Below are 13,082 nucleotides of genomic sequence, written 5' to 3'. Positions count from 1 at the left end.
AAAAATAATATTTCTGTTTAGGCATGCAATAAAATCCCAATAATTTATTTGGAATAATTCTAATTAGCTAATTGCACTGAATCCCGTTTCACTGGCAAATCATTTTAAAATGATGAATTCTGCCTATCAATTTCTATCTTTACCCACTAATTTTGAATCATATTTACTCTTAAGAGAATGAATAATATAAAGAATAGAATAGATAGTGATTTGATTAAGAAGGCAGAAATTCTGTTGGAGGAATCAAAACAAATAGCAATAATCCCCCACTCTGGTCCCGATGGCGATGCCATAGGTTCATCCTTAGCATTGTACCAGTATTTAAAGAAAAAAGGTAAAACCCCTAAAATTATCAGCCCGAGTGCGTATCCAGTATTTTTGAATTGGTTGCCACAAAATTCGGAGGTGATGATCTATACAAATGGCAAAAAAGAAGCCGAGGATTATTTAAAATCATCTGACCTGGTATTTATTGTCGATCACAACTCTTTTAAAAGATCGGGAGATTTGGAGAAAGTTCTGCAAGATTTGCCAGCAAAAAAGATCATGATTGATCACCATCCAGAACCTGAACAAATTGTTGACTTGATGTTTTCGGATACAGCAATGTGTGCCACTTGTGAGTTCATGTATGAGTTTATTGAGGCTCTTGGCGATGAAAACTTAATCGACACCCACATTGCAGAATGCTTGTATACAGGAATCGTTACAGATACTGGCGGATTAAGTTACAATTCATCCAACCCAAGAACCTATCAAATTGTTGGAGATTTATTGGCAAGAGGAATCGATAAGAGTAAGATCCATTCAAATGTATACGATAATTTCTCTACCGACAGAATGAAATTGTTGGGCCACTGTTTGGATCAAGGACTTGAAGTTTTAAGCGAATACCAAACCGCAATTATCACTTTAACCAAAGACGATTTACTACGATTCAATTACAAAGATGGCGATACGGAAGGTTTTGTAAATTACCCTCTATCCATACAAGGAATGCTGGTATCGGTAATATTTATTGAGAAAGAAGATATGGTAAAAATCTCTTTCCGATCAAAAGGCAATGTACCTATAAATGCTGTGGCTTCAACACATTTTAATGGTGGAGGTCACATGAACGCTGCCGGAGGAAGAACCTCGGATAATCTTAAAGATGCCATTGACAAATTTAAAGCTGTAATACCTGCATTTTATAAGAGTCTCAACATCTAATTTAGACAACAAAAAAGACCTGATGGTATGATATTTGCCCTATATAAGCCGACTAAAGTCTTGTCTTAAATAGTGGTTTTGTAAATTTTAGGGATAAAAAGACGAAGTCAAGAAGTAATCCCGGTTTTAGGCGGTCGGGATTATGCCTAAATTTTTAACTATAATGTTCGCAGCGCAGGTTTTTACAATCTGCGCTGTTTTTTTGATATTATTTTTCTCGGTGCAATAGGAAAATTGCTGGTTTCTTGTGCAAATCAATATCCATTCCTTTCCATGCTTTTATGGGAAGGGTTTTAATAAATTCACTCTCCATTGTAATATCCACTGCAATACACAACTTAGTGGCTCCGCTACAATTAGCAATTAAATCTTCAACCAATTTGTTATTACGATATGGAGCCTCAATAAAGATTTGCGTTTGATTTTCACTCAATGATCTTGAATCCAACTCCTTTATTTTTTTCGATCGTTCATTGGCTTTTATTGGTAAATATCCATTAAAGGCAAAGTTTTGTCCATTAAAACCCGATGCTATCAGCGACATTAAAATTGAGGATGGACCCACCAATGGCACTACTTGTATGTTCTTTTCGTGAGCCAATTTTACAACATCAGCTCCCGGATCAGCAACTCCTGGACAACCTGCTTCCGAAATGATCCCGATATCAAAATCTTTAATCGCATTCAAATATCCTGAAATTTCGTTAGGCGAACTGTGTTTATTTAATTCATAAAAGCGAAGCTCATCAATATTAATGGCAGAATTCACCTTTTTAAGATACCTGCGTGCCGTTCTTATATTTTCCACAATAAAATGCTTAATGGTTGGAATCAGCTCTTGAATATCCTGAGGAATTACTTGATTAATGGATGTATCACCCAAAGTTGTTGGGATCAAATATAACTTGCCTTTCATGATGATTTAATTTTCGGCAAATGTACGAAATTACTTGTATTATTGATTTTGTATCCAATTCGATTTATCGTTTTGTAAAACGGGATACCCAAAAAGATTCCAAATCTCCTCCACTTTTTGCTTTTCCGCCTTTCTAAAATTCAGCTTTATTTTCTATCTGGAATAATTCTAAATAATTTTGAAACCAATTAAAAAAGTTTCATCTTTACATCTAAATTATCATTTATCATTACAGAATGAAAGAGTTTGCTACAAAAATCATATTAAATAGAAACTTCATCTTGGTATTGGCAGTAATACTCGGCTTAGTCATTGGTCAACATGCTTCCCTGTTTAAGAATTACACTTTTTACGTACTGGCAGTGGTTATGACCTTCTCTACAACTGGAATTTCGACAAAGGCCATGTTTCCATTAAAGAAAATGATCAAGCCAATGCTAATGGGTTCCTTTCTCAATTATGTGGTTTTTGGCGCAGTAGTGATTTCTCTTTCCTATTTCTTAATGCCTACCCCCGAGTTGTTTTTAGGATTTGTTGTAATAGCCTCAACACCACCAGGCGTTGCGGTTATTCCATTTTCTCACATTTTAGATGGTGACTTAAAATATGCCATTGTAGGAACTTTGGGTGCATTCATATCTTCATTGTTTTTTGCTCCTTTAATCGTTGGATTATTCTCCAATGTTGACGGAGGCATAAATCCTTTAGATTTATTCATTGCAATGGTTCAGCTGGTAATCATCCCTTTACTGATTTCTCGACTTTTATTGTGGAAACCAATAAAACCAACAATCGAAAAAGTGAGAGGTAGAATTGTTGATTGGGGATTTGCACTCATAATTTTTACTGCTGTAGGGTTAAACCGACAGGTATTTTTTTCTAATTTTGAAATACTCTTACTGGTTTCTTTGGTTTTATTTCTGGGGATTTTCGGTTTAGGATGGACTTTTGAGAAAATAAGCAAAAAAATTGGAGTTCCTGCTCCGGTTGCTATGACTCAAAATTTATTGGTAACGGTAAAAAGCTCTGGTTTTGCTGTGGTTACAGCATTAACTTTGTTTGGTGAAAAAGCTGCAATTCCATCTGCTGTTTTAGCAGTATTTGTATTGGCTTATCTACTGTTTCTATCCATCCGAAAAGAACTCAAAGATTCAAAAAAATCAAATTAACCGAAGGGTTGAATTCTGATTAGAACAAAGTATGGTAAAACTAACTTTTCTTGGAACTGGAACTTCTCAAGGCGTGCCAATTATTGCATGCAAATGCCCTGTTTGCTTATCTGATAATAAAAAAGACAAGCGATTGCGAACCTCTGTATTGATTACTGTTGACAATCAAAATATTGTAATTGATAGTGGTCCTGATTTCAGATACCAAATGCTACGTGCAGGTGTTGAAAATATATCCGCTATTCTATTTACTCATGAACACAAGGATCACACTGCAGGCTTGGACGATATAAGAGCATTCAACTGGGTAAACAAAACTGCCGTAAATATTTATGCAGAGAAACGAGTTCAAGAATCTCTTAAAAAAGAGTTTGCCTACGTTTTTGCTGAATTTAAGTATCCTGGCATTCCTCAAATGAATTTGATTGAGGTGAACAACGAACCTTTCCGAATAAATGGAACTACAATTCAACCCATAAGAGCCATGCACTTAAAACTACCGGTTTACGGATATCGAATAGGCAATTTGGCTTACATCACAGATGCAAACTCTATCTCTCCCGAAGAGATAGAGAAACTAAAAGGCATCAAGGTATTGGTGGTGAATGCTCTCAGAAAAGAAAAACACATTTCGCATTACAACCTATCAGAAGCTATTGACCTGGTGAACGAATTGAAACCAGAAAAGGCCTACTTTACTCATATCAGTCACCAAATGGGATTCCATGATGATGTTCAGGCTGAACTTCCTGAGAATGTTTATTTGGCTTACGATGAACTTACAATCGAAGTCTAACAGTTGAAAAGTAAAATTGTATAAATGGGGTATTTGAGAGCAAAATCAATTACCTCTCCACTTTTCTCATAAAAATCACACTCACTCCACCAAGAACAAGGAAAATACTTCCGGCCAGCATCAAGGCTGATGAAATGCTGTAATGGTCGGTGTACCATCCCAGGAAAGGTCCAATCACAGCAAAACAAATCCTGATGATAAAGTTACGCACCGATAAAACCGTGGCTCGCATATCCGATTCGGTAATTCTATTGATATAGTCCTTCAGTACCGGCGTAGCAATTCCTCGCACAAAATAGAAAAAGAAGAAAACGCCAACCCCAATTAAGGAGTGAAACCAACCACTTAAAATAAAGCCGCTTGAAATACCAATTACTATAAAAGTTGAAGTTCCAATTTTCCCCAGGTAACCCTCAACTCGGTGAGCCAACAAAGCCACAAAACCAACCGTTAAATTCAATAGGGTCCAAATCACACCAATGGTGCTCACTTCCATATCTAAATCCTTTAAATACGGCTGTATAAACCAGGCCAAAGTTAGCGTAGCACAACCAATCACCGATGAAAGCACAATGTTCCAACGAAGCTTTGCACTATCCCAAAGGGAGAACTTCACAATGTTTAAGATGTGTTTGAAACCAGCTTTCGATTTTTGGGAATCCTGATTGGGATCCAAAAGCAAAAATGCCGCTGGTATTGCTATAAAGGCGATAAATGATTGCAGTACAAAAGGGGTTCGCAAACTAATTAGAGCCAAACTACCCCCTGCGATTCCGGCAATTGCTTCCGCAAAATTTCCAACAGACATTACCCTACTCTCCTGCTTTAGATATTCTTTTTCGCGATTCATTTTTAAAAGACTATCGTAAAGCATTGCCGAATCGGAACCCGAAATAAAACTGCTCCCTATTCCAAGAATTAATTCAGCAGCCAGAAAACCTGTAAATCCATAACTGAACGAGTATACAACAAATCCCAGGCATCCCAATATTGCACCAAGAATCAATGATTTCTTGCGTCCCCAAACATCGGCCAGATATCCCGAAGGAATTTCAAGAACTACCACAGCAACAGAATAAATTCCCTTTAGAGTAAGTACATCTTGCATGCTTAAACCGTTTTCCTGGTAAAACAGAACAATGATCGGCATGGTTAACATGAACCACTTGGCTATTTTAATAGCATACAGTTTGGGAATATTTCCAGCGTAAGTTCTTGACATCTGCTTAATTTGAAATGCAAAGATAATTTCTCTGCTCAAATCTTAAAATATATTGACACAAGAGCTTCGATTAAGGAAAGATTATTCCTCAATTGGATGAAAAAAAGAAGATTTTCACCCATGAATGATAGGCTCTATCCGGAGCATCTGCCCTATTCCTGCCCTACCAGCTAAAATATCATTGCCGAATGAAAATATTTTCAAAAATTATTCTTTCTGAAACCTAAGTATTTAGTGCCTTTTAGCCATATATCTGAAAAAAAAATCATAAAAACATTTGCTTAAAAGCGCAATTAATCCCTATATTTGCATCGCCTTTTAAGGATGGTCCAGTAGCTCAGTTGGATTAGAGCAACAGCCTTCTAAGCTGTGGGTCCCAGGTTCGAATCCTGGCTGGATCACAAAACTTTCTTAAAAGTTTAAAAATTTAATGTTTCTATAAGGCCGGTCCAGTAGCTCAGTTGGATTAGAGCAACAGCCTTCTAAGCTGTGGGTCCCAGGTTCGAATCCTGGCTGGATCACGAAAGGGTAGCAATTTGCTACCCTTTTTTGTTTGTACTGATTTCTATCTCAGAATTGAAATTTTCATTTAATCATACCACCTCAATACTCAAACTCTTCTACCGGCTCCTCCACTTCCATTCGTCCTTTTAATACATACTCGCGTAATCCATCCAAATTAGCGGTCTGCATGGCTTCAACCGAGAATTCTTCGTTGTGCAGTTTAAACAAATCGCCACATCCTGCCTCTTCGAACATGGCCGAAAGTTTAGGATACTGTTCTGCATCAACATTCATAAAGGTACTCAGGCGATCAATCTTCCAGTAAGGCACGTCTTTTCGCTCCAAACCGCAAATCTCCTTCAGTTTATCTCCTTCGGGTGTTTTCGCATGGGTAACGAATAAAAAGGTGCGAATCACAAAATCATCATTAATAATATTGGCAACCCAATACCCAACTTTACATTTGAATAGTTCCACCGTAATTAAAACGTAACCATCACTTAGAATCAAAAATTCGAGATTTAAAAAGCTTTCGTAAATGGCATAATTCAAAGCCTCCTCATCCAACAAATCCAATCTTTCCTTTAAGCGTTCCAAAGCATGGGCCTGAATATAAATATCTAACCATTCCTTGCTACCATGATATACCTCCTTTAAATCCGAAGCTCCCATCTGTCCATACCAAGGTGATTCATGAATACGGGGCAGTATAAAACGATATACCATTCGCACCTTCCCTTTAATTTCAATCTTTTTCGACCTGGCATATCCTACACAAATCCTATGTCCAAACTCCAGGACAGGATTTTTCGGATCATAATAGGTTTCTCGAATATTTAAACTGTAAATCTTATTTCTAACACTACTAATGGCTGTTATGGTCTTTCTAAAAGCATCCGCATAATGTTCTGCTATTGTTGCAGCTGTTAAACTGATTTCATTGGCATTTCCAATATATTGCCACAATTCCATCCTTCTTTGAGGCGTTATTCTTTTGTCATTCATTACACAGAAATAACAATACAACAGTCCCAATTCAATGGTAGAGTACCAAACACCATCGTGAAGCAATATGGGTTCGCGCAGTCTTTTTTGAATCAAATGACCAATACGATTCATTTCGCTTGAACTAACATTTTGGCCTTCTGTTTTTACGGGGTTAGGTACTACAATTCGGAAAACAAACATGATATTCATTTCCATTGAACTAAAGCGAATCTCTTTTTCATTCGGAAATTTAGTCCGCAAAAACTCATACATCTTCTTCTCGAATACTTTTAAGCCATTCTTTTTATTCAAAGGCTTTCGAACCATTTGGTTGTTTTTCTTTTTCCTCTTCTTAGCCATAACAAAAGTCTTCTTTTCATAAGTTCCCCTACAATTTAATAAATAATTCCATCCATTGTTAAACATTATATACTTTTTTACAGCAGATTATGAGATGAATTTCTTACATTTAAAAATCTTACAATATTATCAAGGCTGACAGATCCTCTGGATGCTGTCAGGTTTTTCCGACCTGTCAGACTGCTAGATGCTGACAGCGTCAAACACAAAACACCTGTTATTATGGAACTGCTATACGTTTGGATTGAAAACTACAAAAACATCAAGAATCAGGGATTTAACTTTTCGCCTAAGTATTCGTTTTCAACAAAAGAACTAAGAATTGAAAAATATTCAAGGCATATTAATAAAGTTGAATTATCCACTCAAAAAAAAAATACCTCAATACCTGATGATTTTTTTAATTCTTCAAAAATCATTAACGCTACTGCTGTTATTGGGAAAAATGGTTCGGGAAAAACAAATTTTCTTGAATTTATAATGAGTTCAATAGCAAATGATGATAATCTTTTCGTTATATGCTACAAAAAAAATAACTGTTTATTTTATTATTCTAGTGGTGTAGATGTTGAATTATCACCTCAGAAAAAAATTGATCTTAAAATTCAAAAAGGAAATTCATTAGATATTAATCAGCTTTATTGGGCATATTATAATTCTCATTTAGAACATAGAGATATAAATACAACCCTTACTGCTATTTCAAGTAATGGACCTCTATTTAAAATAAATTCTTTATCTATGTTTGGACAACTTGATAGCGGTGATATAAGTGTACAACAACCAGCAAATTTTAGAGATGTATTTATAAAATATCAGTATATCAACACTCAAAGACAAATAGAATTTTTAAGAAATTTTAACGATGAATTTACTGAAACATTTAAGACAACATTTCAACCAAATAGTCTTTCAATAACATATCCTGCCATATCGTACAAATTAGAATCTATAATTTACCCCTTTGTTGAAAGTTTAAAAACGACTCAAGAAAACTTAACTTTTAGAATCAATTTAACTATACTGTTAATTTTAAGTAACTATACGCCTTATAAGTTCCCTAATGAAATTGAAATTAAAAAGAGCCTTTCTGATGATAGTGTTATAACTAGTTTATTCGATAAAATTAGAAAAGAATCTGAAAAAGATACTCCAATTCTTAAAAAAGCTCAACAAGCAATAAATAAAACAAAACTTCTTGTTGATTATATTATTGAAAATAGTACGACTCGCAATTTAAGTGAACCAATAATTCTCAAATATGGAAAAAACACTAAAGATATTACCTTGAATCATGAGAATTTAAATGCGATAGATTTCTATAATAAGATAATTGAATCATTAGGGATCGAATTTCAAAATGTATTAAACTTATCTTGGAAAGGTTTAAGTGCAGGAGAAGAAGTAATACTAAATCAATTTGGAATATTTTTTGAACTATTCAAGCAAATTGAAGATAGTAATATAATACTTTTATGCATAGATGAAGGAGAAACTTCATTACATCCACAATGGCAAAAAAAATATCTAAACGCTCTTATAAAATTTCTTCCAAAACTTCTAAAGGAAAACCAAAATATACAATTGCTGCTAACTTCTCACTCCCCCTTCCTAGCCTCAGACCTCCCAAAAGACAACATCATCTTTTTAAATAAAAAGGATAATGGAGAATGTGAAGTAAAACAACCCGAGGATATGACACACACCTTTGGTGCCAATATCCACTCCCTGTATCGTAATTCCTTCTTTTTAGAGAATGGTTTAATGGGTGAGTTTGCGAAGGGCAAGATTGACAGCGTAATTCATGCTTTGACAGACAAGAGAAAAACTCCTAAAACAATTGTCAAAAACAAAGATGAGTATCAATTCATAATTGATCAAATTGGAGAACCTTTACTTAAAAGCAGGTTACAAAAACTGCTCAATGAACGATTGAATCAAACACTATCAAAAGAAGATAAATTCAAAGAACTTGAGAATAAATTAACCTCATCTCTTACTTCAAGCGAGCTTCAAGAATTTATTCAAAATCTAAATGGTCATGCAAATAATTAAAATTAAAGAGCTAGAAAAGGCAAAAATAGAAAAGGTGCATTATGATTTTTGTATGGGCAATTTAGAAATATTAAACAAGTTAAACCTGCACCGACACAATGCTCCTCAATTGTATGATTTTCTGATAGAAAATCTTGAAAACTTACTTATTGGCGAAAAAGAGCAGTTACTACAAATTATTCAATTGTGTCCAGTCATAACTGGTAACATCAATAATGAATTAAAACTGATATTTAACTACGAAATATTTAGAGACAATAAACCTCCAAAATGGGGAGCCTACAGTTATTTTAAAAAACTTGGAGTAAATGCATGTCCTTATTGCAATAGAATTTTTATCAATCCAACCAAAAGATTAAATAGAAGAAAGCTAACTCCACTTAGAGAAAAATTTGATAACCAAACTTATGAATGGATTAAAGGTCATAATCCCAATTTAAAGCCAGACATTGATCACTTCTATTCAAAAGAAAAATATCCATACTTAGCAATTTCACTTTACAATCTCATTCCATGTTGTACTATTTGTAACTCACGTTTAAAACACAAAAGAGATTGGACTATACTCCATCCTTACTCTGATAGTTTAGATAAACATTATCGCTTTACTGTTGATTTCGAAAACAAAGAAGATATTATAATGAAAGAGGGTGTTAGAAAAAAAGATATAGAACAATATTTTGGAACAGCCCTACTAAATAACAAAACAGAAGTCTTCAAAATTAATTTGGTCCCTAAAAATGGAAGTGAAACAAAAGAAGCTTTCCTAACTAAGGAACTCTTTTTTATTGAAGAACTCTATCAAAACCATAAAGATTACGTTCTAGAAATATTAAAGAAAGCTCAATTGTATAATGAAGACTATATGGATTCTTTGCACGAATGTTTTCCTGATATCTTTTCTTCTCAAGAAGATTTTCTACAGGCATATTTAGCCAATTACATTAACGAAGATGACATAAATAAGAGGCCATTATCAAAACTAACTATCGATATTGCTAAGGAGTTTGGAATAATTAAATAGCGATATATACTAATACTGAAAGTATGATACTTTCTTATTGAACCCCTCACTCCAGTGAGAGCATCAAATCCATATGGCTGAGGGTATCACTCCAAGTGATGCTCTCAGTGTAGGCTACCAAGGGCAAAAGAATACAAAAAGAAAGCAGATACAGCTCAAAATTGCTATCGGCAACCCCAATGTTTCTATCCGCAACATGCACCGAGATGTATATGATGGAAACATTGCTGTGCCGGACAGTAAAATTGATATCCGCGACAGCAAAATTGCTATCGCCGACAGGAAATTTGCCATTCACAACAGCAATTTTTCTATGCCAACACATCAACTTTTCTATTTACGACAGGAACTTTTCTGTCATCCACATCAAACTTTCTATCTGCAACAGAAAGTTCGAGCCTGGCAATGGCAAATTGCCATACTTCTATATCAAAAACGATGTATCGCTTGCAATTTTTTCCTTTTTCCTTCCAAACCATCCTTTTACACCTGGCACTTCCCTATTGGTGGAAGAAAAGTTCAATTCTTTGGCAATGCTAATGCTTTTGCAGATATTGTAAACGAGAAAAGGATACCGCAACGCAGTACCCTTTTCCACTAGCTAATAAAACAGGCGGGTTTACTCGTCTGTTTTCTTTTTGGTACGTCCAGGGAAACGAGCCGACATTTCGTCAACCTTATCCTTTGCACCTGGGTATCCCATTTTGGCAGCATTTTTCATCAAACTATACACCATTAAAGATGCATTGTAAGCTTCGCTCCCTGCCACTGCGAATGAATCTTCAACTGCTGAATGCAATTGCGACAATTTAAAATTAATAGCCCTAAGACTATCAATTGCCGCTACATCATGATCGAATGCCTGCAAATCGATGAATCCTCCTAAAAGGTCGGTTTCCTGACGAGCCACCTCATGTGCCTTGTCTACAAAACCTATCGATTTGTCGCCCATGTTTAGCAAATCTTTCTTACCATCAGATAAGATTTGCAGTTTAGGCAGCAATACATCATTTAGTACTTTAAGAGCATCATCAATTTGAGTTTGCTCCTCAGCAGTTAAAACCAAATCGAATACATTTTTTTGCATGAAATTTAGTTTTAGATTAATACTAATAATATCAGTATCAATTTAATAATTCTTAAAGTTACAAAAGCTGATATTTGTCATAAATTTTGGACATTAATTCTCATTTTGTAAAATGGAATTAAACTTATACCTTCTCTACCTTCTTAATGCCTCGTCGGTTAAAAATGATTCGATAGCGACGATAGCTGGTCTGATCGTCCATTTTGAAACGAATCACCATGTTCATAAAATAGACCTTTTCGCCCGCTGTCTTTTCGAACTGATCATCCTTTAGGTAGTAAAGAGGAATTTCAGGATTGTCCATTTTCTGAATAAATCGCGATACATTAAAACGAATGATATCCACAACCCCTGTAATGTTGTAGTTGCCATAGGAATTGTCCAAAGCCTTTTGATCCAAGCGAAGCAGCTTTCTGTAGAAAATGATTTTCTCTCCCACTCCACGGCTTTCTACATCCACAATTCTCGATCGGTTCCGGTGTTTCATCACACGAAGCGGAACCGTATCCTCACGAACAAAGTCGAAACTCTCCTTACACCAACCTATTTTCTCATCTCCCTTTACGCGGATGATACTTTTGTGATCGAAAAATCGTTTGTTGATCTTTCCTACCAAATAATGACGGCTAAGGTCTTTGATCCGATCCTTTAGCATGTAGATAATTACCAGGGCAACAAACAAAGGAATGGTAAAATTCCCCAGGCTCTGCTGAAACACAAAGGTAAGAGCAGCACCAATAATCATGGCCAATCCTGCAGCTATGCTATACAGAAACTGAATCATGAATACCCCTTCCTTTTTCTTGCGGACCGAAAGCAATAGCTGTCCTTCGAAATACTTCTTAAAGGCTCCCCTGCGATGCACAAACCATCGGTTTTTGTCGGTAGGCTTCTCCTCTATCACCAGGTAGTTTTTGCTTTTCTTGTAGGCTACCTCATCGCGCACCAGGTTTAGAATTTCCTGCTTGCGTTTTTCAATCTCCGGATCATTCACTTTGCGCAATCCTCGGTGCAAATAGTAGGAATGTTCATCGAATTGATTGCTCATGAACTCATCCCCAAACAGAAAGTAATCGAACATCTCCTTCCGAACCGTAGGAACATTAACAATTCTTCGCAGTTCACGGTATCGCTCCCCAATTTTTCGAACATTACTCAGGTAATCCTTTATGAGATATTGGCGATCTTCTTCCTGTTCATTTCTAAAGATATGCTGAATTTCGCGGCGAAGCGCTGAACGAAGAATGGTATGAAACATGCGAATGTGATACTCATAGTTTGCTTCATTCCTGGAAGAGGGATAATTGGCCACCTTCTGAAAGGAGTCCTCCAAATACTTGAACACCGATTGATTGCCCAAGGCAATTTCCCTTAGCAGGTAAGGCGGGGTAATCAAACGGATGTTGGAATTAAAATCGTTGTAAAAGTCTTCCTTCTTGTAGGTGGATGGATTGATATCCAAACTGCTTGGAACGAACAGCCAGGTTTTAATCGAAAACTCGTTTACCTTTCTTTCCTTGCTGGGTTCGTAGCCCATTTTGATCTCTACAGAAAACTTATCGTGTATTTTTACAACTTCATTTATCATTCGCCAGACTTCTTGTAATTAATGAATAGGTGTGCTTTTCAATTGTTAAAGATACAGAATTCCTACCAATACATCTCCTCTTAGAAGCCCCATTTTTAAAGGGATAACACTTATATCGTTTGCGGAATTAAGATTCCTGATATTTCTTCCAACAGGCCATTA

At 35.7% G+C, this 13,082-nt stretch carries 11 protein-coding genes and 2 tRNA genes; 8 read left to right on the top strand and 5 right to left on the bottom strand.

Translation table 11 applies throughout. The annotated features are described in order from the left end of the window. The first annotated feature begins 177 nt into the window (after positions 1-177). Entirely contained in the window at positions 178-1,212 is a 1,035-nt protein-coding gene (locus tag JCM15579_RS14085) for a DHH family phosphoesterase (protein WP_054721091.1), read from the top strand. Positions 1,213-1,420: 208 nt separating this feature from the next. On the opposite strand, the gene JCM15579_RS14080 is transcribed toward JCM15579_RS14085, so the two are convergent. After that, on the bottom strand, positions 1,421-2,128 hold the full coding sequence (locus JCM15579_RS14080) for an SAM-dependent methyltransferase (RefSeq protein WP_054721090.1): 708 nt from the start codon (positions 2,126-2,128) through the stop codon (positions 1,421-1,423). Positions 2,129-2,364: 236 nt separating this feature from the next. On the opposite strand from JCM15579_RS14080, the gene JCM15579_RS14075 reads away from it, so the two are divergent. Beyond that, the gene (locus JCM15579_RS14075) at positions 2,365-3,297 is read left to right on the top strand and encodes a bile acid:sodium symporter family protein (protein ID WP_054721089.1); all 933 of its coding nucleotides are present in this window, start codon (positions 2,365-2,367) and stop codon (positions 3,295-3,297) included. 31 nt (positions 3,298-3,328) lie between these two features. Then, the gene (locus JCM15579_RS14070; protein WP_054721088.1) at positions 3,329-4,093 is read left to right on the top strand and encodes an MBL fold metallo-hydrolase; all 765 of its coding nucleotides are present in this window, start codon (positions 3,329-3,331) and stop codon (positions 4,091-4,093) included. 49 nt (positions 4,094-4,142) lie between these two features. Here JCM15579_RS14070 and JCM15579_RS14065 read toward each other — a convergent pair whose 3' ends face one another. Then, a complete protein-coding gene (locus JCM15579_RS14065) occupies positions 4,143-5,315 on the bottom strand; it encodes an MFS transporter (RefSeq protein WP_054721110.1) in 1,173 nt (390 codons plus the stop codon). A 326-nt stretch (positions 5,316-5,641) separates the two neighbouring features. Here JCM15579_RS14065 and JCM15579_RS14060 point away from each other — a divergent pair. After that, positions 5,642-5,716 (top strand) — tRNA-Arg (locus JCM15579_RS14060). A 45-nt stretch (positions 5,717-5,761) separates the two neighbouring features. Next, positions 5,762-5,836, top strand: a tRNA-Arg gene (locus tag JCM15579_RS14055). 82 nt (positions 5,837-5,918) lie between these two features. Here JCM15579_RS14055 and JCM15579_RS14050 read toward each other — a convergent pair. Beyond that, positions 5,919-7,166 carry a hypothetical protein gene (locus JCM15579_RS14050; RefSeq protein WP_157471488.1) on the bottom strand — a complete coding sequence of 416 codons (1,248 nt, stop codon included), beginning with the start codon at positions 7,164-7,166 and terminating at the stop codon, positions 5,919-5,921. A 222-nt stretch (positions 7,167-7,388) separates the two neighbouring features. Between JCM15579_RS14050 and JCM15579_RS14045 the strand changes: the two genes are divergently transcribed. The 3 genes from JCM15579_RS14045 to JCM15579_RS14035 all read left to right on the top strand — a co-directional run bounded on the left by JCM15579_RS14045 (position 7,389) and on the right by JCM15579_RS14035 (position 10,846). After that, a complete protein-coding gene (locus JCM15579_RS14045) occupies positions 7,389-9,221 on the top strand; it encodes an AAA family ATPase (RefSeq protein ID WP_054721086.1) in 1,833 nt (610 codons plus the stop codon). Next, entirely contained in the window at positions 9,208-10,245 is a 1,038-nt protein-coding gene (locus tag JCM15579_RS14040) for a hypothetical protein (RefSeq protein ID WP_054721085.1), read from the top strand. The genes JCM15579_RS14045 and JCM15579_RS14040 overlap by 14 nt, the downstream gene beginning before the upstream one ends. A 73-nt stretch (positions 10,246-10,318) precedes the next feature. Next, positions 10,319-10,846, top strand: a complete 528-nt coding sequence (locus JCM15579_RS14035; protein WP_054721084.1) for a hypothetical protein — start codon at positions 10,319-10,321, stop codon at positions 10,844-10,846. 18 nt (positions 10,847-10,864) lie between these two features. On the opposite strand, the gene JCM15579_RS14030 is transcribed toward JCM15579_RS14035, so the two are convergent. Both JCM15579_RS14030 and JCM15579_RS14025 read right to left on the bottom strand, forming a co-directional pair. Continuing rightward, a complete protein-coding gene (locus tag JCM15579_RS14030) occupies positions 10,865-11,332 on the bottom strand; it encodes a hypothetical protein (RefSeq protein ID WP_054721083.1) in 468 nt (155 codons plus the stop codon). Between the two features lie 124 nt (positions 11,333-11,456). Next, positions 11,457-12,920, bottom strand: coding sequence for a hypothetical protein (locus JCM15579_RS14025; RefSeq protein ID WP_054721082.1), 1,464 nt, complete (start codon positions 12,918-12,920; stop codon positions 11,457-11,459). Positions 12,921-13,082 lie beyond the last annotated feature (162 nt).

The organism is Marinifilum fragile JCM 15579 (genome assembly GCF_001310955.1).
GTDB lineage: Bacteria > Bacteroidota > Bacteroidia > Bacteroidales > Marinifilaceae > Marinifilum > Marinifilum fragile.
Note: the sequence above shows the minus strand (reverse complement) of the source record. Positions and strands in the feature narration are given on the sequence as shown.